The organism is Noviherbaspirillum album (assembly GCF_035916955.1).
Lineage (GTDB): Bacteria > Pseudomonadota > Gammaproteobacteria > Burkholderiales > Burkholderiaceae_D > Noviherbaspirillum > Noviherbaspirillum album.
In genome coordinates this window covers 1-26791 of the sequence record NZ_JAWIIV010000056.1, presented here as the reverse complement: position 1 = coordinate 26791, position 26791 = coordinate 1, and the positions used below count along the sequence as shown (strand labels likewise).

24 protein-coding genes are annotated in these 26791 nt (G+C 60.9%); 14 read left to right on the top strand and 10 right to left on the bottom strand.

Features of this window, described 5'->3' with window-relative positions; translation table 11 throughout:
- Positions 1 to 187 precede the first annotated feature (187 nt).
- Positions 188 to 3136: an FtsK/SpoIIIE family DNA translocase gene (locus RY831_RS30680; protein ID WP_326510114.1), complete on the bottom strand. Its 2949-nt coding sequence runs from the start codon at positions 3134 to 3136 to the stop codon at positions 188 to 190.
- Positions 3137 to 3433: 297 nt separating this feature from the next.
- Between RY831_RS30680 and RY831_RS30675 the strand changes: the two genes are divergently transcribed.
- The 4 genes from RY831_RS30675 (at position 3434) to RY831_RS30660 (ending at position 7131) form a co-directional block, all read left to right on the top strand.
- Positions 3434 to 3850, top strand: coding sequence for a ProQ/FINO family protein (locus RY831_RS30675; protein WP_326510113.1), 417 nt, complete (start codon positions 3434 to 3436; stop codon positions 3848 to 3850).
- Between the two features lie 273 nt (positions 3851 to 4123).
- On the top strand, positions 4124 to 5362 hold the full coding sequence (locus RY831_RS30670) for an NYN domain-containing protein (RefSeq protein WP_326510112.1): 1239 nt from the start codon (positions 4124 to 4126) through the stop codon (positions 5360 to 5362).
- A gap of 180 nt (positions 5363 to 5542) precedes the next feature.
- Positions 5543 to 5815, top strand: coding sequence for a helix-turn-helix domain-containing protein (locus RY831_RS30665; protein ID WP_326510111.1), 273 nt, complete (start codon positions 5543 to 5545; stop codon positions 5813 to 5815).
- Positions 5812 to 7131, top strand: coding sequence for a type II toxin-antitoxin system HipA family toxin (locus RY831_RS30660; RefSeq protein ID WP_326510110.1), 1320 nt, complete (start codon positions 5812 to 5814; stop codon positions 7129 to 7131). The genes RY831_RS30665 and RY831_RS30660 overlap by 4 nt, the downstream gene beginning before the upstream one ends.
- A 94-nt stretch (positions 7132 to 7225) precedes the next feature.
- Here the strand turns inward: RY831_RS30660 and RY831_RS30655 are convergent, their stop codons facing one another.
- The 6 genes from RY831_RS30655 to paaY all read right to left on the bottom strand — a co-directional run bounded on the left by RY831_RS30655 (position 7226) and on the right by paaY (position 13906).
- Complete coding sequence (locus RY831_RS30655; protein ID WP_326510115.1) at positions 7226 to 7972, bottom strand: ABC transporter ATP-binding protein; 747 nt, start codon at positions 7970 to 7972, stop codon at positions 7226 to 7228.
- Between the two features lie 20 nt (positions 7973 to 7992).
- Complete coding sequence (locus RY831_RS30650) at positions 7993 to 9777, bottom strand: branched-chain amino acid ABC transporter ATP-binding protein/permease (RefSeq protein ID WP_326510109.1); 1785 nt, start codon at positions 9775 to 9777, stop codon at positions 7993 to 7995.
- On the bottom strand, positions 9777 to 10832 hold the full coding sequence (locus RY831_RS30645; RefSeq protein ID WP_326510108.1) for a branched-chain amino acid ABC transporter permease: 1056 nt from the start codon (positions 10830 to 10832) through the stop codon (positions 9777 to 9779). The genes RY831_RS30650 and RY831_RS30645 overlap by 1 nt, the downstream gene beginning before the upstream one ends.
- A gap of 95 nt (positions 10833 to 10927) precedes the next feature.
- A complete protein-coding gene (locus tag RY831_RS30640; RefSeq protein WP_326510107.1) occupies positions 10928 to 12088 on the bottom strand; it encodes an ABC transporter substrate-binding protein in 1161 nt (386 codons plus the stop codon).
- A 152-nt stretch (positions 12089 to 12240) separates the two neighbouring features.
- Positions 12241 to 13023, bottom strand: a complete 783-nt coding sequence (locus RY831_RS30635; protein ID WP_326510106.1) for an IclR family transcriptional regulator — start codon at positions 13021 to 13023, stop codon at positions 12241 to 12243.
- Positions 13024 to 13303: 280 nt separating this feature from the next.
- Positions 13304 to 13906 (bottom strand): phenylacetic acid degradation protein PaaY, encoded by a 603-nt coding sequence (paaY, locus tag RY831_RS30630; protein ID WP_326510105.1) that lies wholly within the window; start codon positions 13904 to 13906, stop codon positions 13304 to 13306.
- 222 nt (positions 13907 to 14128) lie between these two features.
- Here paaY and RY831_RS30625 point away from each other — a divergent pair, with 222 nt between their 5' ends.
- Entirely contained in the window at positions 14129 to 14746 is a 618-nt protein-coding gene (locus RY831_RS30625; RefSeq protein WP_326510104.1) for a TetR/AcrR family transcriptional regulator, read from the top strand.
- Between the two features lie 80 nt (positions 14747 to 14826).
- Positions 14827 to 16935: a phenylacetic acid degradation bifunctional protein PaaZ gene (gene paaZ, locus RY831_RS30620; RefSeq protein WP_326510103.1), complete on the top strand. Its 2109-nt coding sequence runs from the start codon at positions 14827 to 14829 to the stop codon at positions 16933 to 16935.
- Positions 16936 to 17078: 143 nt separating this feature from the next.
- Here paaZ and paaX read toward each other — a convergent pair whose 3' ends face one another.
- Entirely contained in the window at positions 17079 to 18011 is a 933-nt protein-coding gene (gene paaX, locus RY831_RS30615; RefSeq protein ID WP_326510102.1) for a phenylacetic acid degradation operon negative regulatory protein PaaX, read from the bottom strand.
- Between the two features lie 220 nt (positions 18012 to 18231).
- On the opposite strand from paaX, the gene paaA reads away from it, so the two are divergent.
- The 8 genes from paaA (at position 18232) to paaK (ending at position 24758) form a co-directional block, all read left to right on the top strand.
- Positions 18232 to 19233 (top strand): 1,2-phenylacetyl-CoA epoxidase subunit PaaA, encoded by a 1002-nt coding sequence (paaA, locus tag RY831_RS30610; protein WP_326510101.1) that lies wholly within the window; start codon positions 18232 to 18234, stop codon positions 19231 to 19233.
- Between the two features lie 27 nt (positions 19234 to 19260).
- Entirely contained in the window at positions 19261 to 19545 is a 285-nt protein-coding gene (paaB, locus tag RY831_RS30605) for a 1,2-phenylacetyl-CoA epoxidase subunit PaaB (protein WP_326510100.1), read from the top strand.
- Positions 19546 to 19567: 22 nt separating this feature from the next.
- Complete coding sequence (gene paaC / locus RY831_RS30600) at positions 19568 to 20323, top strand: 1,2-phenylacetyl-CoA epoxidase subunit PaaC (protein ID WP_326510099.1); 756 nt, start codon at positions 19568 to 19570, stop codon at positions 20321 to 20323.
- Between the two features lie 18 nt (positions 20324 to 20341).
- The gene (paaD, locus tag RY831_RS30595; protein WP_326510098.1) at positions 20342 to 20878 is read left to right on the top strand and encodes a 1,2-phenylacetyl-CoA epoxidase subunit PaaD; all 537 of its coding nucleotides are present in this window, start codon (positions 20342 to 20344) and stop codon (positions 20876 to 20878) included.
- A gap of 63 nt (positions 20879 to 20941) precedes the next feature.
- Positions 20942 to 22018, top strand: a complete 1077-nt coding sequence (paaE, locus tag RY831_RS30590; protein ID WP_326510097.1) for a 1,2-phenylacetyl-CoA epoxidase subunit PaaE — start codon at positions 20942 to 20944, stop codon at positions 22016 to 22018.
- Positions 22019 to 22093: 75 nt separating this feature from the next.
- Positions 22094 to 22885 carry a 2-(1,2-epoxy-1,2-dihydrophenyl)acetyl-CoA isomerase PaaG gene (gene paaG / locus RY831_RS30585; RefSeq protein WP_326510096.1) on the top strand — a complete coding sequence of 264 codons (792 nt, stop codon included), beginning with the start codon at positions 22094 to 22096 and terminating at the stop codon, positions 22883 to 22885.
- Between the two features lie 34 nt (positions 22886 to 22919).
- A complete protein-coding gene (gene paaI, locus RY831_RS30580; protein WP_326510095.1) occupies positions 22920 to 23399 on the top strand; it encodes a hydroxyphenylacetyl-CoA thioesterase PaaI in 480 nt (159 codons plus the stop codon).
- 30 nt (positions 23400 to 23429) lie between these two features.
- Complete coding sequence (gene paaK, locus RY831_RS30575; protein WP_326510094.1) at positions 23430 to 24758, top strand: phenylacetate--CoA ligase PaaK; 1329 nt, start codon at positions 23430 to 23432, stop codon at positions 24756 to 24758.
- 14 nt (positions 24759 to 24772) lie between these two features.
- On the opposite strand, the gene RY831_RS30570 is transcribed toward paaK, so the two are convergent.
- Entirely contained in the window at positions 24773 to 25312 is a 540-nt protein-coding gene (locus tag RY831_RS30570) for a DUF2231 domain-containing protein (protein ID WP_326510093.1), read from the bottom strand.
- 98 nt (positions 25313 to 25410) lie between these two features.
- Positions 25411 to 26418, bottom strand: coding sequence for an SDR family oxidoreductase (locus tag RY831_RS30565; protein WP_326510092.1), 1008 nt, complete (start codon positions 26416 to 26418; stop codon positions 25411 to 25413).
- Positions 26419 to 26791: the final 373 nt, after the last annotated feature.

Genomic DNA, 26791 nt, shown 5'->3' with positions numbered 1-26791 from the left:
GTAAAACGCTGTTTCATGGCTGCCTCCAGGGCTAGGCAGACTCCATATTAGCGCCGTACTAATTCAAGGGGACAGGTCACTCCTTGTTTCGAGCTGAACAGACAGTTAAAGGCCTACTCGCTGCGGTGTTATGCCGGGCTGCTTGATTCGTAATCGCCAGATAATTCTTTTCTAAATTGAATCATCTCTAATCCTGCGATGCCGGAGCAAGTATCTCGCGGCTACCATTCGAAGCCATGGGCGAAACTATCCCTGCGGTTTCCATTTGTTCGACCAGGCGTGCAGCCCGGTTATAGCCAATGCGCAACTGGCGCTGGACTGCCGAAATCGAGGATTTCCGCGTGCGTACAACGAAAGCGACCGCTTCGTCATAAAGCGGGTCGGATTCGGCGCTTGTATCTTCGATGCCCAACTCGCCCTGGGCGTCATCGGGCAGTCCGCTCGACAGGATGGCATCGACATACTGCGGTTCACCAAACTGCTTGAGGTGCTCAACGACCCGGTGTACCTCTTCATCCGACACGAATGCGCCATGCACGCGTTGCGGATAACCGCTTCCAGGCGGCAGGAACAGCATGTCGCCGTGGCCGAGCAGGCTTTCAGCGCCCATCTGATCAAGCACGGTACGGGAGTCGATTTTGGACGACACCTGGAAAGCGACACGTGTCGGAATGTTTGCCTTGATTAGGCCGGTAATGACATCGACCGATGGACGCTGTGTCGCGAGAATGAGATGGATTCCTGCCGCCCGGGCCTTCTGTGCAAGGCGGGCAATAAGCTCTTCGATCTTTTTCCCTGCAACCATCATCAGATCCGCCAATTCGTCGATGACCACCACAATCAGCGGCAGCGTGGACAGGGGTTCCGGTGCATCGGGAGTCAATGAAAACGGATTCGTGACTTTTCTTTCAATGGCCTCGCCATGGCGAATTTTTTGATTGTAGCCGGCGAGGTTGCGTACGCCGAGCGCCGACATCAGGCGATACCGCTTTTCCATTTCTCCGACGCACCATGACAAGGCATTGGCCGCCAGTTTCATGTCGGTAACCACCGGCGCTAGCAGATGCGGGATGCCGTCGTAGACGGACAACTCAAGCATCTTCGGATCGATCATGATCATCCGCACGTCGGTCGGCGTCGACTTGTACAGCAAAGACAGGATCATGGCGTTGATGGCAACCGATTTGCCGGATCCGGTCGTGCCGGCCACCAGCATGTGCGGTGCGCGTGCCAGGTCGGTCACGACCGGGATGCCGGTAATATCCTTGCCCATTGCCAGAGCCAGATGTGAAGACGATGCCTTGTATGCGTCGGATGCCAGCATTTCAGACAGCCGGATGACCTGGCGACGCGCATTCGGCAACTCCAGGCCCATGCAGGTTTTTCCGGGAATGGTTTCCACGACTCGGATGGAGGTCAGGCCGAGGGCACGTGACAAGTCCTTCATCAGACCGACGATCTGCGCGCCGCGCACGCCTGTGGCTGGCTCGACCTCGAACCGAGTGATGACCGGGCCTGCATAGGCGCCGAGGACGGTGACCGGCACCTTGAATTCCTTGAGCCTTTGTTCGATCAGGCGGGCTGTTTCTTCAAGTTCGGCCGCTGGTACGTCGATGGCTTCGCTCGCCGGCGCATCGAGCAGGTCGAGTCCCGGCAGATCGATATCGATTTCACCGAGTGCTTCGAACTCGAAGGAGGCCCCCATTGCGGGACGCGGCCGGGCAGCCGGCTCGACCTGACGTTGCGGTGCGAGACCCTGGCTTTCCACTGCTCCGGAAACCGAAGCCGTGTCCTCATAAGATTGAGACTGTGGTTCTGTGGCGGCGGACGAGGCTGGACTTGCAAAAGGCGGTCGCAGCCCGCTCCCGATGTCCGCACCTTCGCTCGAAGGAGGCGGGGATCTATCGAGGTCTTGCAGACCCGTAAGCTTGTCCGAATCGATATCATCCAGTTTTACCGGCGCCTGCACGCCGTTTTGGTCGCCGCCTGAAAGGCCTGTCGACGGTGCATGCGCGGCATAGGACAGGTCGGTGAGCGGCAAGGCGACGCTGGTGGCACTTGTAATGCCGGAGGGGGCCGGAGAGTTGATGGAAGTGGTGGAATCAGTCGCCTGCCGCTGCTTCGATAGACCGCCCGTAGGATGTATCGCGTATGCCGAAAGGTCCAGTCCAGGTCCGGCAAAATTCGACGGCACGGCGTTTGCCGTCCCGGCAAGCGCCTGTGGCAGGTGGACAACGTTGTCAATGGTGTTCGGGGATGCCTTCCCGCTTTCGGGAGCCGAAACAGGCGCTGCGGCGATGGAAGCGGGCGTCGCGCGCGAAGATGTCTGCGGCGTTGACTGCGCATCGGCGACGCGTCTGACATGCCGCTCCCGTATGACGCTGGCTTCCGGCTTGTCAGGCGTATCCGACACACGCGAAGCCGTGGAAATGATCCGAACTGTTTTATGTGCGTGTTGCGCATGCGCTGGGATCGCTGGCGCACCGCCGGCGCGTGCCTGCATCGGTCCAGTGGGACGGATGCTCTCGAACGGCGCCCATTCTTCGGTCGGACGTCCGCTTTGCTGTGTTTGCTGCGGTAGTGGCGTGTTTGTAGTTGCAACTTTCTTCAGTGGATCCCTGCCCCCGGCGATTGGAGGCGGCAAGGACCAGGACCCGTTCTTCCGCGGTTCATGCAGAGTACGGCGAGTATGCTTTTCCGGGCGTGCAGGACCTGATGCTGCCGGGGATGCTCCTGCAAATGGCCTCTTTCGGGCGTCGCCTGCGCCTGTACGTTCCCGTTTTGCCGCAAGCCGTTTTGCAATGAATGGGTAAGTGGCGAAGCCAAACAACCATGGCAGGGCGATGCCGGCGATTGCCAGCATCAGCAGTACGCCGAGCACGTTGCCGAAGATGCCTGTCATCGCCCCGGCGAATGCATGCCCGAACGCCGGACCTCCGCCATCCGGCATCCCGCCGCTGCCCAGCATCGCTTCCATGCCGCTGCTGGCCGCAACGACGAGCAGCGTTCCAAGCCAGAGCCGGATCGATCCTTGGCCGCGCAAGCTTGCCTTTTTGAGAACGAACGTTCCGACGAAGCGCCCCAGCAGTGGAAGCAGCCATAGTGCAGACCAGCCAAACCAACCCGATACAACCATTTGTGTTCTCTGTTTCTAGGGAATCCGGACAAAGCACCCGGGCTTGACGCAATGTCCGGAGCATATGCAGACGCTCCGTATTGCAGCACGTTACTGTAGCAGATTGGCTATGCCTGACGGGAATACCGGCGATGCTGAATGTGGCAACGGCGCAATTTTTCCCGGCTCCGGTCGTAATGCGGCAAGTTGAAATAATGGCGCGGGACTGGCGCAATGCTTGTGCAGGTTTGCCTTTCCGCTTCTATGAGCGAATCAATATGCTAAGCTTTGTCCTATCACTTGCTCATGCCGTTATTAATGACCGCTCCTACCACCACGGAAGTCGCTGCGACTTCACCGCGTCAACTGCTCAAAACGCTGCAACAGAAATATCAGGTCTTCCGCGATTATGTTCCGCTTGCCATCGGTATCGACAAGCAGATCCTTGCGGAAAACAGCGATATCGACCGAAAGCTGCTACGGGTGGCGTTGAGCATTCACACCAACTCGACGCCTTATCTGAAGGCGGTAGAGCGCGCGGCTGCCCGGGCCGAGCTCAGCGGCAATCCTTCCGGCGAAATCACCGATGCCCACCGCACCCGCGCGAAGGAAATGCTGACGGAGCGCTACAAGAAGATTGCCGAAGAACGCAAGGCCAAACGGGAAGCGGAAATTGCAGAGCGGCGGCGCACTGAAAAGCTGCAGCAGCTGGCGGAGAAGTTTTCCAAGAAGTGATTTCGCGCATCGGCTTGTCGCGCATGTTCCGTGGCCGCCGTAACAGATCCGTCGGCCAACCGCAGTTGAATTGTTCGCAGCGCACTATTGTAAAGCGAGTGCGAGGACGATTCGTGACGAAAGGTCTTTGTGAAATAGCGACATTGCGACATTGCGGGCCTTTGGCATCGCGGGGCCGCTGCCAGAGGATCCAGGCATTATTGCGAAGTGCACCAACCAAGGCCGGCGGCTCAGGCACCCATCCCAACCCAATCATTGGAAAACAAGAAAAACATGGCTTCATCCCAGGAAAATATCAGCATGGCCCTGTTCTGCGATTTCGAGAATGTCGCATTGGGCGTGCGTGATGCCAAATACGACAAGTTCGACATCAAGCCGGTTCTGGAGAGACTGCTTCTCAAGGGCAGTATTGTTGTAAAAAAGGCCTATTGCGACTGGGACCGTTACAAGGCGTTCAAGGCGCCCATGCATGAAGCGAATTTCGAGATGATAGAAATTCCCCATGTGAGGCAATCGGGCAAGAATTCCGCCGATATCCGCCTGGTCGTCGACGCTCTCGATCTCTGCTATACCAAATCCCATGTCAACACCTTCGTCATCATCAGTGGCGATTCCGACTTTTCCCCGCTGGTTTCGAAACTGCGCGAGAACGCAAAGCATGTGATCGGCGTCGGCGTCAAACACTCGACCTCGGATTTACTGATCGCCAATTGCGACGAGTTCATTTTCTATGACGACCTGGTGCGTGAAATCAGGCGTACCGAAGCAAGACGGCTACCGCGCGAGTCGCAACCGGCACGGCGCTCGCCGGATGAAGAAAGCCGCCGTCGGGAGGAAACCGAGACGCGCAAGAGCCAGGCGATCGAAATGGCTGTCAGCACCTTCGATGCGCTAGTGGCGGAACGCGGCGACAGCGGCAAGATTTGGGCTTCCGTGCTGAAGGAAGCGATCAAGCGGCGCAAGCCGGACTTCAGCGAGTCGTATTACGGCTTCCGTACGTTCGGCAATCTGCTGGAAGAAGCCCAGGCACGCGGGCTGCTCGAATTCGGCCGAGACGAGAAGTCGGGTGCGTATGTCTACCGCAGCATCCGGGCGACGGCGGCGCCGGATGCCGTACCCATGGATCAAGTCCCGGCAGCCGCTGTCGTTGAAACGCCGGCGGCATCGGAAGCGCCGCAATACACAGCGGAAACGGAACCGGTGACGGAAGCAGCGGAGCCCGCAGACGCCAAGCGCGACAAGCGACGCAACGGGCGCGGCGGTGCGCGCAAGACCGCGTCTGCAAGAAAGGGGGCGGTCAAACCTGTTGTAGCGGAGGCACTCGCGGTAGCTGCCGCAGACGAGAAGGAAAGCCCCGAAGTTGCCCAGCCGGAGGCCGCGGCGGCTGACGCGGTGGATAGTCCGCCTGCAACGCCCTTGGATGAACCCGCAGCCAAGCCGGCTCGCAAGACGCCCACGCGCGGCCGTCGACCCCGCAAGGCAGAGGCAGAAACAAAGTCCGTCGAGGAGTGAGCGGTAGTGACGCTGGCCATACCGGACGCTGAAGAAGACAGCGAGACTTCGGTAGGGAAGAATCTCTATCTTGCTCGGCATGAATTACGGCGGCACACCGATCGGTAATAAATGCGCACCGTTCAACTCAGATTGCGTTAATATGCCCGAGCGGGCATATTGACGGAAAAGGGGTTATGGATGGCCGAAAAATTACCGATCGGTAAATCAAGCGATCTACTCAATAGTTTGCCGGTGACTGTAACGACGGTACAAGACGTAGGCCTCGCCATACAGCGCACGCGCAAGCAGCAAGGGCTGACCCAGCTTGACGTGGCTGGACTTGCGGGTTTAGGCAACAGATTTGTTGTCGAACTCGAAAAAGGCAAGGAAACGGTGCAGATGCAAAAGGCACTGGACGTGATTGCGCTACTTGGCCTGGAGCTTGTCATTCGTCGGAAAGGCGAGCAATGACAGACGCCCCGCTGAAGGTCCTCTCGGTATTCATGGAAAATGAGCGGATCGGCGAACTGCGGCGTACCGAGCCGCTTTCCCTGGTGTACGACCCGGCTTGGCTGGCAAGGTCCGACGCCCGCCCCCTGCATAAAACCATCCCGCTGGGCGTGGAACCCATCACGACGCCGGCCGTGCATGCGTTTTTCGAAAACCTGCTGCCTGAAGGCGACCAGCGCCGGCTCCTCTCGCTCCGGCATCACGTTTCCAGCGTATTCGGCCTGCTTGCCACGGTGGGCGGCGATACCGCAGGGTCCATCATCCTGCTACCTCCGGGACAAGCGCCGCAGCCGCCCGTATACCAGTCCCTGAGCTGGGAACAAGTCGGCGCACTGGTTCATGCCGGCGGCATGATGGTAGAGGAGTGCGCCGCCATCGATCACGCCGCCGAGGCAGCCGGACTGCCCGACCCGCGGCTGTCGATTTCCGGCGCCCAGTTCAAGCTGCTGCTTTCGTTGGACGGAAACGGCATGCCGTTGCGGCCGATGGGCTCATCACCATCGACACATATCCTCAAGCCAGACATGCTGCGCAGGGATATCAATGTGTTTGCATCGGCTGTCAATGAAACCTTGGTCATGCGAACGGCTGCGTTATGCGGATTGCCGGTGGCGCGGGTGTCGTACCAGCCGGCGGTGAAAGCTTGCCTGGTGGAGCGTTATGACCGCGTGATGCGCGGAGGCAGGCTCACGCGCATCTGGCAGGCCGATTTCTGCCAGCTCAGCGGTACGCCTTCCGAGGTCAAATACGAAACGGACGGCGGGCCGTCATTCCGCGCATGCTATGAACTCCTGGCACGGGAGTCGGTGCGACCCGGCCTCGACCAGAGGGAATTGCTGCGCTGGCTGTTCTTCAATCTGCATGTCGGCAACAACGATTCGCATGCGAAAAACCTGTCCCTGCTCGCGATGCCTGAAGGCTTGCGGCTGGCTCCGTTCTACGACCTGATGAGCACCCGCGTCTATACCGGTCTCGGTTCTCATTTCGCATTCCGGCTCGCGGGCGAGAACGAGCCGGGCAGGCTTGGCGCCGAACACATGCGCTCGCTCGCGGCGGAGCTGAAGGTGGCGCCCCGGTATCTGATGAAGCTCGCCGGCGAAGTCGCGGACTCGGTGATCGAGGTGGTTTCGGCGGCAGCCAGGGAACTGGAGCCGCTGCTGACTCCGCCAGAGCAGGTAATGGTCGAGCGTCTGCAGAACAGGATCCGCGGCATTGCCGACAGAATGCGGGCACGCCTGGCCGGCAAACACGCAGAGGCGGATGACCTTGATGCCTGAGGGCGGACAGCTAAGAGGCAGATAAGGGCCGGATTGGGGAATATAAGGGCGGCGGATCAACCGCCGCCCGCGATACACCTGCCTGCGCCGGCGATCAGGCGGCGCGCTTGGTCAATCCGAGATAGGTGTCGATGACTTTCGCATCGTTGGCCAATTCGGAAGCGAGTCCTTCGAGTGCGACTTCGCCGTTTTCCAGCACATAGGCATAATCCGCCGCCTGCAGCGCCGCTCGCGCATTCTGTTCGACCAGCAGGATGCCCACGCCAGTCTCCTTCAGGCGCACGATGATGTGAAAGATTTCCTTGACGATCAGCGGAGCGAGGCCGAGGCTGGGCTCATCGAGCATCAGCAGCTTGGGCTTGGCCATCAGCGCGCGGCCCAGGGCAAGCATCTGCCGTTCGCCGCCCGACAGCGTGCCCGCATCCTGGCGGCGCCGCTCCTTGAGGCGGGGGAACAGCTCGAACACAACCTCCAACTGATCGCCGTAGTTCTTCTCGCGAGCCTTGTAGCGTGGATAACTGCCGAGCACCAGGTTGTCTTCCACCGTCATGGTGGCGAACAGTTCGCGCTTTTCCGGCACCAGGCACATGCCGTGGTAGACGCGTTGCTCGACGTCGAGCTCGGTTAACTCCTGTCCCGCCATGCCGATGCTGCCCGACACCGAAGCCGTGGTGGGCACCGCGCCTGCGATGCCGTTGAGCATGGTCGACTTGCCGGCGCCGTTCGGCCCGATCACCGTGACGATGCGTCCAGCTCCGACATTCAGGTTGACGCCATGCAGCGCCTCCACCTTGCCGTAGCTGACATGCAGGTCCTTGACTTCCAGGATGGGCGAGCCCATGTTGCCGTGATCTTCGCGTTTCATTCAATGCCTCCCAGATAGGCTTCCAGCACCGCTTCATTCTGCTGCACTTCCGCTGGCAAGCCTTCGGCGATCTTGGTTCCGAATTCCATGACCACCAGTCTGTCGGTCAGGTTCATCACGAAATCCATGTCATGTTCGACCAGCAGGATGCTCATGCCTTCGCCCTTCAGCTTCTTGAGCAGTTCGGCGAGCGCCTGCTTTTCCTTGTAGCGCAGGCCAGCCGCCGGCTCGTCCAGCAGCAGCAGGATGGGATCGCAGCACAGGGCGCGCGCGATTTCCAGAATGCGCTGCTGGCCAAGCGCCAGATTGCCGGCTTCCTCGTACAGCAGGTGGCCCATGCCGACGCGTTCGAGCTGCCTGCGCGCCTCCAGCAGCAGCGCCTTTTCCTCGTTGACGTTGAGGCGCGCAATGCTGGTTGCGATGCCGGTGACGTCGTTGTGCATGCCGCGCAGATGGGCGCCGATGGCCACGTTCTCGAGCACGCTCATGGTGGGAATCAAGCGTACGTGCTGGAAGGTGCGCGCAATGCCCTGGCGCACGATCTGCCGCGATTCGAGGCCGTTGATGCGCTCCATGCGGTCGCCGATGCGGAAACGGATCTCGCCCGATGTCGTCGGCAGCACGCCGGTGACCAGGTTGAACATGGTCGATTTGCCGGCGCCGTTCGGGCCGATCAAACCGATGATCTCTCCTGCCTTCACTTCGAAACTGATGTCGTTGACCGCGACCAGGCCGCCGAACTGCTTGCGCGCCTTGTCCACCTGCAGCAGCGGCACGCCATGCGGCGCCTGCGTCCTGCGCGGCAGCGCGGGGGCGGCATCCGGCGCAACCGCCTGCGGACGGCGCGGGAAGAGCCTGCTGATGAAGGGCCACAGGCCGTCGCGGGCAAATTGCAGCAGCAGCACCAGCATCACGCCGAAGACGATGATCTCGAAGTTGCCGTTGGCGCCGAGCAGTTTGGGCAGGATGAATTGCAGCTGGTCCTTGAGGACGGTGAGCAGCGTGGCGCCGAGAATCGCGCCCCATACGTGGCCGGCGCCGCCGACCACCGCCATGAACAGGTACTCGATGCCGGCATTCAGGCCGAACGGCGTCGGATTGACAGTGCGCTGCAGGTGGGCATACAGCCAGCCCGAGACGCAGGCCAGCAATGCCGCGATCACGAAAATCACGACTTTCATCCAGGCGGTGTTGACGCCCATCGCCTCTGCCATCACGCCGCCGCCCTTGAGTGCGCGGATGGCGCGGCCGGGACGGGAATTGAGCAGGTTCTGGATGCCGATCACGGCAATCAGCACCACCAGCCAGATCAGGAAGTACATTTCCCTGCCGCGATCCAGCACCAGACCGAACAGGCTGATCGGCGGGATGCCGGTAAGGCCGTCATAACGGCCGAGAAACTCCATGTTGCCGAACAGGTAGTACAGCGACAGGCCCCAGGCGATCGTGCCGAGCGGCAGGTAATGGCCGGACAGGCGCATGGTCAGGGCGCCGATGAGGAAGGCAACCGCCGCCGTCAGCGCGATGCCGACCAGCAGGCCTATCCATGGCGACAGCCCGTATTGCGTCGAGAGGTAACCGGTTGCATAGGCACCCAGGCCGACGAAGGCCGCCTGCCCGAAGGATGTCAGGCCGCCGACGCCGGTCAGCAGGACGAGCCCGAGCGCGACAATCGAATACAGGCCGATATAGTTGGCCAGCGTAATCCAGAATTCCGGCGTCGGCAGGATGGGCAGGACCGCGACGATGGCGATGAAGATAAGAAAGGACTTGCGCATCATTATTCCTCGCCCTCGTCGACATGTTTGGAGGTGAGCGAACGCCACAGCAGCACAGGAATGATCAGGGTGAACACGATGACTTCCTTGAGCGCGCTGGCCCAGAACGAGGAGAAGGATTCCAGCAGGCCGACCAGCAGCGCACCGGCAGCGGCTACCGGGTAGCTGGCAAGGCCGCCGATGATGGCGCCGACGAAGCCCTTGAGTCCTATCAGGAAGCCGCTGTCGTAGTAGACGGTGGTCAGCGGCGCGATCAGCACGCCGCATAGCGCGCCCATCAGCGCCGCCAGCGTGAAGGCAAGCCGTCCGGCCTGCTTGGTGCCGATCCCGACCAGGCGCGCACCGATGCGGTTGACCGCGGTGGCGCGCAGCGCCTTGCCGGCCAGCGTGCGGTCGAAGTAGAGGTACAAGGCAATGATCAGGGCGAGCGAAACGCCGATGATCACCATGCTCTGCCCGGAAATGATGACCGCCCCGAATTCCGCCCGGCTATCCGAGAATGCCGTCGTGCGCGAGCCTTCGGCGCCGAAGATGACCAGCCCGATGCCCATCAGCGCAAAATGCACGCCCACCGAGACGATCAGCAGCACCAGCGTGGTGGCTTCGGCCAAGGGTTGGAAGGCAAGCCGGTAGACCAGCGGCCCCATCGGCGCCACGATCAGCAGGGTAAGCAGGACCTGAAACGCCATCGGCAGGCTGGCCGAGGCATAACTACGGGTGACGAAATAGACGGCCAGGGGAAACAGCACGAATTTGGCAAAGTCGAGCGACAGCGTGGAGATTGCCGAACGGCGTCCCTGCGCATGCCGCAGCTGGCTCCACGCCTGTTGCGCAAACGCCAGGACGCCCAGCACTACAAGCAGGGTCGCCGACTGCGGGAACTTGTCTGTCTGCATTGCCGCGAGAGTAAGCGCGCCGAAGGCGACGAATTCCCCTTGAGGAATGAAGATGACGCGCGTGACGGAAAAAACCAGCACCAGCGCCAGCGCCAGCAAGGCGTAGATGGCGCCGCTGGTAATGCCGTCCTGCGTGAGGATGGCCGCGATTGAAAAATCCATGTTGCTCCTGGCAATCTCTTATTGTGGAACGGGCGCGGCCCCAACTCCGCGCCCGGTAATGCGAGGCAACAGGCTAGAAGCCTGGTGACTGAAGCTTAGTTGGCGTTGCCCGTGAGCTTCCACTTGCCGTCGACAATGCGCACCATCACCCGCGAGCGCTGGTCGAGACCGAGGTGGTCGGTCGGGCCCATGTTGAAGATTCCGTGCGAGGCCGGTACATCCTTCAGGTTTTCCAGGGCATCGCGCAGTGCGGCACGGAATTCCTTGGTACCCGGCTGCGCTTTCTTCAAGGCTTCCGGAACGGCTGCATTGAGCAGCACGCCGGTATCCCAGGCGTGGCCGCCGAAGGTGGAAACGCTGCCTGCGCCGTAGGCTTTCTCATACGCGGTCTTGTACGCGATTGCCGACTTCTTGACCGGGTTGGTGTCCGGCAGCTGTTCGGCTACCAGCAGCGGACCGGCGGGCAGGAAGGTGCCTTCGCAGTCCTTGCCGCACACGCGCAGGAAGTCGTTATTGGCCACGCCGTGGGTCTGGTAGATCTGGCCCTTGTAGCCACGCTCCTTCAGGGTTTTCTGCGGCAGCGCGGCCGGTGTGCCGGAGCCGGCGATCAGCACCGCATCCGGGTTGGCGCTCATGATCTTCAAGACCTGACCGGTGACCGAGGTATCGTTGCGGGCGAAGCGCTCGTTGGCGATGATCTCGATCTTGCGCAGCTCCGCCAGCTTGGCGAACTCGCGGAACCAGCCTTCGCCGTAGGCATCGGAGAAGCCGATGAAGGCGACCTTCTTGATGCCAGCGTCGGCCATGTGGCTGGTGATCGCGGTCGACATGTGGGAGTCGTTCTGCGGCGTCTTGAAGACCCAGCGGCGGCGCGCATCGACCGGTGCGACGATCGCGGCCGAAGCGGCCATCGAGATCATCGGCGTTTCGGTTTCGGCGGCAACGTCGATCATGGCCAGGGAATTCGGCGTGACGGTGGAGCCGACGATCACGTCGACCTTGTCTTCGGTGATCAGCTTGCGGGCGTTCTTGGTCGCGGTGGTGGTATCGGAAGCATCATCGAGCACGATGTATTCGACGGTCTTGCCCCCAATCTGCTTGGGCAGCAGCGGGAAGGTATTCTTTTCGGGGATGCCCAGCGATGCTGCCGGGCCGGTGGCCGATACCGTCACGCCGACCTTGATCTGCGCGAGGGCGGAACCCGTTGCGGCGGCGAACAGGGCCGGGATGAGTACGCTCAAAAGCTTGGTCTTCATTTGTCTATCTCCATTCTTGATCGGTGGTTGGACTGCTGTGTGCTTGTTCTTCTGCTTGCCACTTGCTGCTGGATCTTGCGCTGATGCTGATCGATTCCCTGGTTCGTCCCTCCTGCATGCCTTGCATGCGAAAGCATTCTGCCATTGCCGAGTTAAGCGGTATAACCAAGCTGTTCCGAAACCCTTGCCGCCGACTTTCTGAGCTCGACGGCGGTCTCTCCATTCCAGTCCGGATCCAGCGTTCCCATCGGGCCGATGATGGTCATCGCCAGGACAATATTGCCTGCATGGTCGAATATGGGAGCGCTGATCGCATTGATGCCGGCGATCGGTTCCCCGACGGCGCGCGCCATGCCATGCTGCCTGACATCCGCCAGCAGGGCCTCATGTTCCTTCTTGGAGATTTTTTTGTCTGTCTGTCCGGCGACAATGGTGTCGTCCGTGACTTCCCTCGCGGTCAGTTTCTCTACCTGCTTGGGCGGGAGAAAGGCGGAAAACACCCGGCCGGTGGCGGTGTTGGCGATGGAAACCACGGTGCCGGTGCGCATGCGCACATGGATGGCATGGCGCGATTCATTCATATGGACGATCGTGGGGCCGCTCGAGCCCAGCACTGCCAGCGCCACGGTATGGCCGATGCGGTCGCACAGCAGGGAGGCTTCCGGGATGGCAATCTTGACCGGATCAACCCGCTGCAGGCTGATCAGTCCCATCTGCAGCGCGAAGTGCCCGAGTTCGTAACGGCCTGATTGCGGATCCTGCTGGATGAGGCCGAGATTGCCAAAGCTGACCAGGTAGGGGTGCGCCTTGGCCGAAGTCATGCCTGCCTTCTGCGCGAGGTCGCGCAGCAACATGGGAGTGCCTTCGTCTACCAGGACAGTCAGCAATTTGCCTCCTACTTCCACCGATTGGATTCCACGGCGTTCTTTTTTCATCGCTTCCCTTTGTCGGATGCCGGGGCGCTGGTAATGCGTGTCGCCTCTTGTGCCCCTTTCTTGCGCCGCGCGCGTCTTCCAAAACCCGAATTCGCGGCATGGCTTGGCAATTTTAGCAGCCTCTTGGGAATAGTCTAACAATTCTTCATTAACAGAGCAATTAAACTAAAACGAAATTGTAATGTGGAAATGCTGGCGCTCTTTGTCTTCCTGGAGGGGGCGCCGCACGGGCAATCCGGCACTGCCTACTCTTCGCCATCATTTTGTCGTCGTGCGATGCTCAATTGCGCTTTGCGGCAATCAGCGGCAAGACTTCCGGCGCCTTGACGCGCGGCCGGTCGGCTTCCGCCTGTGGCAAGGGGGAGACTTCCCGCATGCCAGCCAGGCAGCGCTTGGCAAGATCCTGATACGTCAGGGTGCCTTCCAGTTTCCAGGCGATCTCTTCCTCGCTCAGTTCCCGGATCACCTTGGCGGGAACGCCGGCCACCAGGGAGCGTGGCGGCACCTTCATCCCCGCGCGCACGAAGGCGCTGGCAGCAATGATCGATTTTTCGCCGACTTCGGCTTCATCCATGACCACTGCGTTCATGCCGACCAGCGCATCGCGCCGCACCACGCAGCTGTGCAGCACCGCGCCATGTCCGATATGCCCGTTTTCCTCCACTACCGTATCCGCCGACGGAAAACCGTGCACGACGCAGGTATCCTGCACGTTCGCGCCGCGCTGCAGGACGATGCGCCCGAAGTCGCCGCGCAGCGAGGCGCAGGGACCGATATAGCATTCCGGCCCGACGATGACATCGCCGATCAATACCGCGGTCGGATGGACATAAGCCGACGGATCGACCACGGGAACCACGCCTTCAATCGAATAACAGGGCATACGAAAGTCTCCTCGACTCCTCACGGAAACGGCAGCGATTCATCTCGCCGCCCCGGGCAGCCGGCATTTTATTGGGAAGAAAGCCAAACACCGCCATACTAGTATTGACCGACCGGTCGGTCAATACTAGTATGCGAAGGTCCCAGGAACAGCATTAAGGCAAAGTGATAAAACCGGGGCAGGACAACGACAGCAAGCCGGAAGGCAGGAGACAGGCAATCTATGGCAAGAGGCAGGGCGCACAATTACGACGACCAGCGCGACTTGATCCTATCCCGGGCAGCTCAGCTGTTCGCGCAGCGTGGCTATCCCGGCACATCGATGAACGAGGTGGCGGAAGCCTGCGGCATGTCGAAGCCGTCGCTTTATCATTACTTCCGGGACAAATACGCATTGCTGGTGACCATTGCCGAGAGCCATGTCGAGCACCTGGAAACGGTGATGCTGGAAGTCATCGATACCCAGGCCGACGCCCGGACCCGTCTCGAAAAGCTGATTCTGCGCTTCGTCGAGGAATATGCCGAGGCGCAGCATGCGCACCGAGTCCTGACCGAAGATGTGCGCTTTCTCAACGATGAAGACCGGGAACGCATCCTCGACCGCGAGCGCCGGGTGGTGTCGGTTTTCTCGGATGCGATCCGTGCAATTCGTCCCGACATCGACCAGGCGCGGTTGGGTACGCCGCTGGCCATGCTGCTGTTCGGCATGATCAACTGGATGTTCACCTGGCTCAAGCCGGATGGAAAACTCAACCATGCCGCCATGGCGCCCATCGTCGCCGATCTGTTCTTCGGCGGCATCCCGGCCGTACGCATGCCGGCAATGCAAACGCCTTCCTGATCCATCTTCCGCAGATCCAACCAGCGTGCCGCCGGATGCGGCGCCACCACTCCCAATCCATTCAAACAAGGAGAAGTCCGATGGCACAATCAACACAAGAAACGCCTACCCTGCAAAGCCTGATTGCCGGCCGCTGGATCGGCGCCCAGCAGGGCCAGATGCTCGCTAGCGCCATCAATGGCCAGCCGGTCGCCCACACCCATGCCGAGGCGCTCGATTTTGGCGAAGCGCTGGCTTATGCACGCGGCACCGGCATCAAGGCGCTGATGTCCATGGATTTCCAGGAGCGCGCCGCGCGCCTGAAGGCGCTGGCCAAATACCTGGGCGAGCGCAAGGAAGAGCTGTATGCGATCTCGCATCACACCGGCGCCACCCGGACCGACGGCTGGGTCGATATCGAGGGCGGTACCGGGACCTTGTTCGCCTATGCGAGCATGGGTTCGAATGAACTGCCATCTGGCAATCTGATCCATGAAGGCCCGCCGGTGCAGCTCGGCAAGCAGGGAAAGTTCTTCGGATCGCACATTCTCGTGCCGCGCGGCGGCGTCGCGGTGCATATCAATGCCTTCAACTTCCCGGTCTGGGGCCTGCTGGAAAAATTCGCGCCGACTTTCCTGGCCGGCATGCCATGCATCGCCAAGCCGGCGACGGCCACCAGCTACCTGACGGAAGCCATGGTGCGCATGGTGCAGGAGTCCGGACTGCTGCCGGAAGGCGCACTCCAGCTGGTGATCGGCGGCACCGGCGATTTGCTTGATCGCCTCGACGGTTTCGATGTCGTCACCTTCACCGGCTCGGCCGACACGGCGGCCAAGCTGCGTGCGCACGGCAATCTTATCCGCAAGGGCATTCCCTTCAATGCGGAAGCCGATTCCCTCAACTGCGCAATCCTGGCGCCGGATGTTACGCCCGACGACGAGGAGTTTGACCTGTTCATCAAGGAAGTGGCCAGGGAAATGACGGTGAAGGCAGGGCAGAAATGCACGGCGATCCGGCGCGCCATCGTTCCGCGCCAACATCTCGATGCGGTGGCGCAGCGCCTGCGCGAGCGGCTGGCGAAGACGGTCATCGGCGATCCGTCGCGCGAAGGCGTGCGCATGGGGGCGCTGGCCTCGCAGGCGCAGAAGGCGGACGTGGCCGAGCGCGTCGCCCAGCTGTCGCAGGGTAACGAGATCGTGTACGGGGAGCGCGACGGTTTCGCGCCGGTCGGCGACGGCGTGGCCAACGGCGCCTTCTTCGCGCCCACGCTGCTGCTGTGCCGGGATGCGATGCGCGACGAACGCGTGCATGACATCGAAGCGTTCGGCCCGGTCAGCACCTTGATGCCGTATGAGGACATCGATGAAGCGCTGGCGCTGGCCGCCAAGGGCAAGGGCAGCCTGGTCGGCACGCTGGTGACGCGCGACCCGAAAATCGCGGCCAAGGCCATTCCCATGGCTGCGGTCCATCACGGACGCCTGCTGGTGCTGGATCGCGAGGCGGCGCTTGAATCGACCGGCCATGGTTCGCCGCTGCCCATGCTCAAGCATGGCGGCCCCGGGCGTGCCGGCGGCGGAGAAGAACTTGGCGGCATCCGCGCAGTCAAGCACTACCTGCAGCGCGCCGCGGTGCAGGGATCGCCGACCATGCTGACTGCGGTTACGGGCGAATACCTGCGCGGCGCGGCGGTCAATGAATCGGAGATTCATCCGTTCCGCCGCCATTTCGAAGACCTGCAGATCGGCGATTCGCTGCTGACGCACCGGCGCACGGTGAGCGAAGCCGACATCGTTAATTTCGGCGGTATTTCAGGCGACTACTTCTACATGCATTTCGATGAGATCGCTGCGAAGGATACGCAGTTCGGCAAGCGCATCGCGCACGGCTACTTCGTATTGTCGGCTGCGGCTGGATTGTTCGTGTCGCCTGCGCCCGGACCGGTATTGGCCAACTATGGACTCGACACGCTGCGCTTCGTCAAGCCGGTGGGCATCGGCGATACCATCCAGGCACGCCTGACGGCCAAGCGCAAGATCGACCGGCGCAAGACCGATGCCAAGGGTGTGGGGCAGGGCGTGGTGGCCTGGGACGTGGCCGTGACCAACCAGGACGGCGAACTGGTGGCCAGCTACGACATCCTCACGCTGGTGGCGAAACGCGGCTNGCCAAGGGTGTGGGGCAGGGCGTGGTGGCCTGGGACGTGGCCGTGACCAACCAGGACGGCGAACTGGTGGCCAGCTACGACATCCTCACGCTGGTGGCGAAACGCGGCTGACGACGCATTCGAAGTGAATCGGCACGGCAAGGCGGACATTCCGGCTTGCCGTGCCAACGCCGATACAAGCCCGCCGGATCAGACCAGCCCGCCGAAGCGATGATAGAAGTAAGGCGCCGCTTCCCTAGCAGCCTCGTCTTCCTTGCTCAGGATGGAAAGGATATGGCTCTCGGCCGCGGCGAAGGTAGCCTGGTAGATATCGTGACAGAGCTGGTAGGCCGTCTTGCCGGGCCATCTTTCGGGCAGCAGTTCCAGCGGGAGCAGGGGGTCGTGCAGCTGGACCCGTCGGAATTCATGGATCAGCAGCGTGCGCAGCATGTAAGCCTGTTCCGGTTCCGAGCCCGTACCGGCACCAAGCAGTGTCGGCACATTTTCGAAGACATCGATGAAGCGTTCATAGTCGGAAATGACCGTGCCCATTTCCCAGCACTGGTCGACCAGTTCACGCAGCGGCCGAGCCGACGGCAGCTCGGATTCGATTGCATGGCAGGCAAACACGGCGCCCCGCACACCGACGCGCTGCAATACTTCATCGAGGATGTCGGCTTCATTGCCCGGGCGTGCAAACACCGACGGCGCGATCATGCCAAACCCCTGCCACAGCAATTCCTTGCGCAGGCTGGTGCGCTGCTCCGTCGTGATGGCGCCGGAAGTGGCGAACAGCAGTATCCACTTGCCGTTCCATTCATGATGGGACGGCGAATAGATGCGCTGATAGGCCCGTTCGAAGCGGCCCGCGGAAGCGGGATTGAGTCCGTACTGGCTGCGCCGTCCTTCGCGCCGGGCATCCAGCCACCCTTCTTCCGCAAGCCGGAACACGCTGGTGCGAACCAGCCGGTCGCTGATGCCGAAAGGCGCGAGCAGCTCGATCAGGCTGCCCAGCCAGACCTGTCCGCCGTGCGGCGTGATGACGTCGCCGAAAAGCGTCATCACGAGCGACTTGGCGCGCGGCGGATTCGTTTCGAGGTAGTGGTCCAGCCATTGTTTCAGTGACGGATTCTTGGCGGGCATGGCGAATGGGGTTGCATATATCAGGTTGCATCAAGTTGTTTCATGGCGGCAAATGATAACGTCAGTTAAGTCCGGCAGTGCAGAAGTTGCCATGCAGCGTTTGCATTTCGACAATTTGATACGAATTTATGGATACGATACAGTAAATTTCATTTACATGTCTGATTCTGTATCATATGATGTTCGCTATCGGGACAACCAGCATTGAAGAGGCGCCTCCATGTATGCTCAGCTAGTCGATACCGGCAGTAAAAAACTCCGTTCCCTTGATGAAATGTCGCCGGAAGAAAGCGCATTCCAGCAAAAGGTCGATGAGGGCATCAAGATTGAACCGAAGGATTGGATGCCCGAGGGTTACCGCAAGACCCTGATCCGCCAGATTTCACAGCATGCCCATTCCGAGATCGTCGGCCAGCTGCCGGAAGGCAACTGGGTAACCCGGGCACCGACGCTCAAGCGCAAGTCCATTCTCCTGGCCAAGATCCAGGATGAAGCCGGCCACGGTCTCTACCTGTATTCCGCTGCGGAAACGCTGGGCGTGTCGCGCGACCAGATGGTCGCCGATCTGCACTCGGGCAAGGCCAAGTATTCGAGCATCTTCAACTATCCGACGCTGACTTGGGCCGACATGGGCGCCATCGGCTGGCTGGTCGACGGCTCCGCGATCATCAACCAGATTCCGCTGTGCCGCTGCTCCTACGGTCCCTACGCGCGCGCCATGATCCGCGTGTGCAAGGAAGAATCCTTCCATGCGCGCCAGGGTTACGACATCATGATGTCGCTGTGCAAGGGCACGCCCGAGCAGAAGCAGATGGCGCAGGACGCGCTCAACCGCTGGTGGTGGCCGTCGCTGATGATGTTCGGGCCTTCCGATGCCGAGTCGGTCAACAGCGCACAGTCGGCCGCCTGGCGCATCAAGCTGTTTTCCAATGACGAGCTGCGGCAGAAGATGGTCGACCAGACCGTACCGCAAATCGAATATCTCGGCCTGACCGTCCCCGATCCCGATCTGAAATGGAATGAAGAGACCGGGCACTACGACTACGGCAAGATCGACTGGGAAGAATTCACCAACGTCATCAAGGGCAATGGTCCCTGCAACCGGGAGCGTCTGCGTACCCGTGTCAAGGCGTATGAGGATGGCGCCTGGTTCCGCGATGCCCTGGTGGCGCATGCGGAAAAGCAGGAGCGCCGCAAGGCTGAAGCGCAACGCGCCGCCTGAACAAAAGAATATTGATTGGAGACAGACATGAGCAAGGAATGGCCCCTCTGGGAAATCTTCATTCGCAGCCAGCACGGCCTGGCGCACAAGCATGTGGGCAGCCTGCATGCGCCGGACGCCGAAATGGCGGTCAATAATGCGCGAGACGTCTATACCCGCCGCAACGAAGGCGTCAGCATCTGGGTGGTGAAGGCGTCCGACATCGTGGCCAGCAGTCCGGGCGACAAGGGCGTGCTGTTCGAACCTGCCAACAGCAAGGTGTACCGCCATCCGACCTTCTTCCCGATGCCGGAAGAAGTCAAGAACCTGTAAGCACCGCGGGCGGAGACCTAACATGGCGGATCAAAAATTCGAATACCTGCTGCGCCTGGCCGACAACGCCATGGTGCTCAGCCAGCGCCTGTCGGAATGGTGCGGCAAAGGGCCGGCGCTGGAGGAAGACATGGCGCTGACCAATGTCGCGCTCGACCTGATCGGGCAGGCGCGCTTCTGGTACGGCTATGCCGGCGAGATCGAAGGCAAGGGCAGAGACGAAGACAAGCTGGCCTATCTGCGCGACGCGCACGATTTCCGCAACCTGCTGCTGGTCGAGCAACCCAACGGCACCTATGCCGATACGCTGGCGCGCCAATTCTATTTCGATTCCTGGCACTTCCTGCTGCTGCGGGAGCTGGCCGCTTCCAAGGATGAGCGCATCGCCGGCATCGCCGGCAAATCGATCAAGGAAGTCGCCTACCACGTGCGCCGCAGCGGCGACCTCGTCGTGCGACTCGGCGACGGCACCGAGCAAAGCCATCGCATGATGCAGGCTGCGCTCGATGACCTCTGGATGTACACCGGCGAAATGTTCAAGGCCGACGCGGTCGAGCAGGCGATGGCCGAGCAGGGCATGGCGCCGGACCTCGCATCGCTGCGCGAGCCTTGGCTCAAGCATGTCTCCGAGGTCTTCGAAGAGGCGACGCTGAAGCTTCCGCCGGTGGATGCCTGGATGCAGAAGGGCGGCAAGCAGGGCGTGCATACCGAGCACCTCGGCTTTCTGCTGGCGGAAATGCAGTTCCTGCAGCGCGCCTATCCCGGCGCGAGCTGGTAGGCAAGGCGGGGACGTGCAATGAACGCAATCAATGCAAGCGCGACAGCGGACGCGCAGCAAGTCTGGCAGTGGCTGCATGAAGTCGGCGACCCGGAGATCCCGGTGATCTCGGTGATCGACCTCGGCATCGTGCGCGATGTTGCCATGGCAGAGGACGGCGAATGCGTGGTCACGATCACGCCGACCTACAGCGGATGCCCGGCCATGCTCGTGATTGCGGATGCCATCGGCGAGACGCTGCAGAAGAACGGCGTTCAGCGCTACCGGATAGAAACGCGCCTGTGGCCGGCATGGACCACCGACTGGATGTCGGAGGATGGCAGGCGCAAGTTGAAGGAATACGGCATCGCACCGCCGGTGGGCCGCGCGGTAGAGCACCAGGTGATCGATATCAGCGCGCTCAGCCGCAAGCGCGGCGCCGAGCCGGCGATCGAATGCCCGAGATGCGGATCGTTCAACACGCGCCTCAGCAGCGAGTTCGGTTCAACTTCCTGCAAGGCGCTGCACGTCTGCAACGACTGCCATGAGCCGTTCGATTATTTCAAATGTCATTAGGCGCAACCGGGCAACTGCCGGTGCGCAGCCTGATTTGCAGCCTGATTGGGGGAGCCGTCTTTCATGAGCAAGTTTCACCCGCTTACCGTCGCCAGCGTCAAGAATGAAACGCGCGATACCATCATCGTCACCTTCGATGTGCCCGGGGACCTGGAGCAGGATTACCGTTATATGCAGGGCCAGCACCTGACGCTGCGCGCCAAGATCAACAATGAAGATGTGCGACGCTCGTATTCGATCTGCTCCGGGGTACAGGATCGGGCATTGCGCGTGGCCATCAAGCGCGTGCAGGGCGGTGCCTTTTCCACCTGGGCCAATGACACGCTCAAGCCGGGCGCGGTCATCGAGGTCATGCCGCCGATGGGACATTTCCATGCGCCGCTGGACGCCGAAAACAAGCGCCACTATCTCGGCTTCGCGGCCGGTAGCGGCATCACGCCGATGCTGTCCATCATCAAGACCACGCTGCTGACCGAGCCCCACAGCAGCTTCACTCTGCTCTACGGCAACCGCGCGTCGTCGTCGGTAATCTTCAAGGAAGAGCTGGCGGAGCTGAAGGACCTCTATCTCGACCGCTTCAAGCTGGTCTATGTGATGAGCCGCGAGCAGCAGGACATCGAACTTTTCAACGGACGCATCAATCGCGAGAAATGCGAGCAGCTGTTCAAGAGCTGGATATCGCTGGAAGACGTTGACATGGCCTTTATCTGCGGACCGGAGCAGATGATGCATGAAGTGTCCGACGCACTGCAGGCCAACGGCTTGCCGAAGGATCGCATCAAGATCGAACTGTTCGCGGCCAGCGTGCCGAAGCGCGCCCACGTTCCGCACATGCATCCCATCGTCGGCAAGCAGGATTGTGAAGTCACCCTCATCGTCGACGGCGCGCATGTGAATTTCACGATGGAAAAGGATAAGGAATCAGTGCTCGATGCCGCGCTCAGGCAAGGCATCGAAATGCGCTATTCCTGCAAGGCAGGAGTCTGCTCCACCTGCCGCTGCAAGGTGGTGGACGGCAAGGTCGACATGGATGCCAACTATGCGCTGGAAGACTATGAAATAGCTAGGGGATTCGCACTGTCCTGCCAGAGCTTTCCGGTGACTGACAAGCTGGTAATGGACTTCGATCAGGACACCTGAACGAAAGCTTGAATTTAAGTCCGGCTTGAAGCGACAACTCGACAATCACAATCAATCAATAAAGCAGGAGACACGATGGATTACCAGAACATCAAGTTTGAAGTCGACGCAGGCATTGCCCGCCTGACCTTGAATCGTCCCGACAAGCTAAACAGCTTCACCGCCGCGATGCACATGGAAGTGCGCGAAGCAATTGAAAAGGTCAAGGCCGATGCATCGGTGCGGGTACTGGTGCTGACCGGCGCCGGCCGCGGTTTCTGCGCTGGCCAGGATCTGGCCGACCGTGCGGTTGCCCCGGGCGGTGCGCCGGCCGACCTTGGCGAATCGGTGCAGAACTACTACGGACCGCTGGTGCTGAGCCTGCGCAGCCTGCCGATTCCCGTCATCTGCGCGGTCAATGGTGTGGCTGCCGGCGCGGGGGCTAATCTCGCCCTTGCTGCCGATATCGTGATTGCGTCCCGCTCGGCATCGTTCGTCGAGGCATTTTGTCGGCTCGGACTGATTCCGGATACCGGCGGCACCTATTTCCTTCCGCGTCTGGTTGGAACCGCCCGCGCGATGGGCCTGGCCATGCTGGGCGACAAGCTGAGCGCGGAACAGGCGGAGAGCTGGGGCCTGATCTGGAAATGCGTGGATGACGAAATGTTCTCCGACGAGGTGGACAAGCTTGCCAGGCATTTCGCCGCCGCGCCGACCAAGGGACTCGCCCGCACCAAGCAGGCCATCTATGCCAGCCCGCAGAATTCTCTGGCGCAGCAGCTGGACCTGGAACGGGATTTCATGCGCGAGCTCGGCTACAGCCAGGATTACCGGGAAGGCGTGACGGCATTCATGGAGAAGCGCGCGCCGAACTTCAAGGGCGAATAATGATGATCGGTGGCCGTGGATTTGGAGAAATCGCATGAGCGAGATGCAGCACGACAAGAATGCGCAAGCCTTGGCGGAGGCCGCCGCCGAAGCCATGTATGCGCGCGACGAGGCTTCGAAGTCGCTCGGCATGCGCATCGTCGGCATGGCGCCCGGGTATGCGAAATTGACCATGACGGTTCGGCCCGACATGCTGAACGGGCACCAGACCTGCCACGGCGGTTTCATTTTCGCGCTGGCCGATAGCGCATTCGCTTTCTCCTGCAATAGCCAAAATCTCAACACCGTCGCGGCCGGATGTTCGATCGAATATCTCGCTCCCGGCCGGGCGGGCGACGTACTCACCGCCGAAGCCGTGGAGCAGGCGCGCAGTGGAAAGTCCGGCGTATACGACGTCGCGGTGACCAACCAGGACGGCAAGCGCATCGCGCTGTTTCGCGGCAAGTCGCACCAGATCCAGGGAGAAGTCCTGCAGGGACTGGGCGCAGATCGCCCGCAAGCCGGATCGCAATAAATTCGCAAGAACCATTACAAGGAGACCGTCATGCCACAACGTACGCCGAGCCCTGGCGATCTTGAGCCGATCGAACGCGCCAGCCGCGATGAACTGCAGGCGCTGCAGCTTAACCGCCTGAAATCTTCCCTCAGGCATGCCTACCAGAACGTGCCGCACTACCGCGCCTCCTTCGATGCCGCCGGTGTGCATCCGGACGACTTGAAGAGCCTGGCCGACCTTGCGAAATTCCCGTTCACCACCAAGAAGGACTTGCGCGAAAACTATCCGTTCGGCATGTTTGCGGTGCCGCGCGAAAAAGTCGTGCGCGTGCATGCATCCAGCGGCACCACGGGCAAGCCCACCGTGGTCGGTTATACCCAGGCCGACATCGATACCTGGGCTGACCTGGTGGCGCGTTCCATCCGGGCTGCCGGCGGGCGCGCCGGCGACATCTGTCATATTTCCTATGGCTATGGCTTGTTCACTGGCGGACTCGGCGCGCACTACGGCGCCGAGCGCCTCGGCTGTACCGTCATCCCGATGTCGGGTGGCCAGACGGAAAAGCAGGTCCAGCTGATCCAGGATTTCAAGCCCGACATAATCATGGTTACGCCGTCCTACATGCTGAATATCATCGAGGAATTCCAGAGGCTAGGACTCGATCCGGCGGAAAGCTCGCTCAAGGTCGGCATTTTCGGCGCGGAACCATGGACCAATGCGATGCGCACCGAGATCGAGGCGCGCGCCGGAATCGACGCGGTGGACATCTACGGATTGTCGGAAGTCATGGGGCCCGGTGTGGCGAGCGAATGCGTGGAAAGCAAGGACGGTCCCGTGATATGGGAAGACCATTTCTATCCGGAGATCATCAACCCGGACACGGGCGAAGTGGTCGCCGACGGCGAGGAGGGCGAGCTGGTGTTCACCTCGCTGACCAAGGAAGCCCTGCCCATCATCCGCTACCGTACCCGCGATCTGACCCGGCTGCTGCCGCCTACCGCACGATCGATGCGGCGCATGGACAAGATCACCGGCCGCTCGGATGACATGCTCATCATTCGCGGCGTCAATGTTTTCCCGTCGCAGATCGAGGAACTGATTCTCAAGCAGCCCAGGCTGGCGCCGCAGTACCAGCTGGTGCTCACCCGCGACGGCCATCTCGACAAGCTCGAGGTGCTGGCCGAGCTTCGTCCCGAATTGTCGGGGCGCCTGTCGGTGCAGGATACCGAGGCGCTGTGCGGCGAACTGCAGCACCAGATCAAGACTTACATCGGCGTCACTACCCGGGTCAGCGTACTGAACAGCGAAAGCATCGAGCGCACCCTGACTGGCAAGGCGCGCCGCGTGATCGACAAGAGGCCGAAGCAGCCGGCGTGAACCGGCTGGAAATTCTAGTTAATGTAGGGCCCGCTTGCCGGCACTCTTTCCTCCTGCCCAAGGAAGAAGTGATGCATCGCCTCGTCCCCCGGGGCCTTCAGCTCCGGAGTGGGGTCGATCGGACTGACGCCTTCCACGCGCATTCCCTGCTCATAGACCAGGCGACCGCCGAACCAGCCTGAGATCATGACCGCGGCCGCGGCAACGGCCGACAATGCAACCGATCCGCCCTGGTGGTCAGGCGTATTCCTGCGGGCCGCGACGTTTGCCGCCGTCAGCACGAGCGCTCCGATATTCAGCATTGCATGCGTATTGGCGGTGCGCTTGACATCGGTCTCCGGTTTAATGGCCATATAGTCGACCGCTCCGGCCGCGCCCGCAGCCAGGCCGCTGACCAGCCCGCCGACCAGGCTGTAGTAGGCGGCGCTGGAATACGATTCCTTGCCGGTCGTGCGGTGCATGGCGTCGAGAACAAAGCCGAAGGGAATCAGTGCAGCAGGCGCGACGATCAGCATCGGGTGCAGCGGATGGCCGGCGATGGTGGATTTGGGCATGAATTTCTCCTTGGTGGATTGTTATGTTGGAAAATGCTTCATGACCAGTCATGAAGCGGGAAAGCAGATACCGTCGTTCTTGAATGCGTCATGGCCGGTCATTGCCGGGCACGCGGCAACAGCACTGCCGCCGCAACGGCGGCACCGGCGAGGACTGCAAGCGCAGCTGCCGGATGCGTGATCGCGCTTGTGTACCAGCTGGTCTCCTGAACATAGGCGCTGCGTCCGCTGCGTTCATCCAGATCCCGCTGCGGGCCGTAAAGATTGTGCGGCGGCTGATCATGGCGTGGGCGATCCGTCTTCTGCAAGCCGAACATCACCAGTTCCATCGCCTTGTCCAGCAGGCGGGGCGCATGGTAAGCGGCCTCGGCCAGCAGTTTTCCGGCGGAGCCGACATAGATTTCACGCTTCGGATGCTCGGCGGCATGGAGGATTGCCCGAGCAACAGTTTCCGGTGCATACATGGGCGGAGGCAGCTTCGGCATGCTGTCCAGATGATTCTTCGCATGCACGGGAAACATCGTGTCTATCGAAGACGGGGTGATCAGGGTAATTGCAACCGGCAGGTCCGCTTCCGCAGCCTCGACGCGCAGCGAATCGGTATACCCCTTCACCGCGTGCTTGGCGGCCGAATAGAAGCCATGCAGTGGCGCCGCGCGGTCGGCGAATGCACTGCCGACATTGATCAGTGCACCGCCATGTGTCTTCAAATGCGCAAGCGCAACCTGGCAGCCATGCACCGTCCCCCAGAAATCGGTATCGAACAGGCGTTGCCTGTCGTCGCTTCCAACTTCCGTGACCTTGCCGAAGATGCCAACGCCGGCATTGTTAACCCAGGTATCGAAACCGCCGAAGCGCTCAATGGCATGTGCCGCGATGCGCTTGACGTCGTCAATCAGGCCAACATCCGCCGTGACGTAGATTGCGTCATGGCCTTGGCCTCGCAATTCCTCGGTTAACCGCTGCAACGCATCTTCATTTCGCGCCGCCAGGACTAGGCGCGCGCCTCCTGCGGCACCCATGCGTGCGGTGGACAAGCCGATGCCGCTGGTGGCGCCGGTAATTACCATGACCTGCTTCGATAATTCTTTCAAACCTGGACGCATGGATGCTCCTAGTATCTCTGTGTCGGAATGCAAGCGGCGTAACGGTGCTAACGAATAGGCTTGTCAGGAGAGCAAAAGTTCTGCGAATTCAAAGTTTCATACTAAGCAGAGCAGGAACCAGAATAGAAATAGCCTCTTGGAAAGGGCGACAGCAATGCGGCAGCACTTATTGACCTATTTGATTGTTGCTCACGTTTAAGAGTTTCGTGGGACCTGAAAAAGGGAACTCGTAGCGGAGTGAGCAAAGTTTTAAGCTCAGGAAAATCATGTCGGTCGTTGCATTTTCAAAACACGAAAAAAGTGCTTGGCAGACTGGCGAATGCTTTGCTATAGTTCGGCTCCCGTCGCGAAACGCAGCAAACAAAGCGAGCAG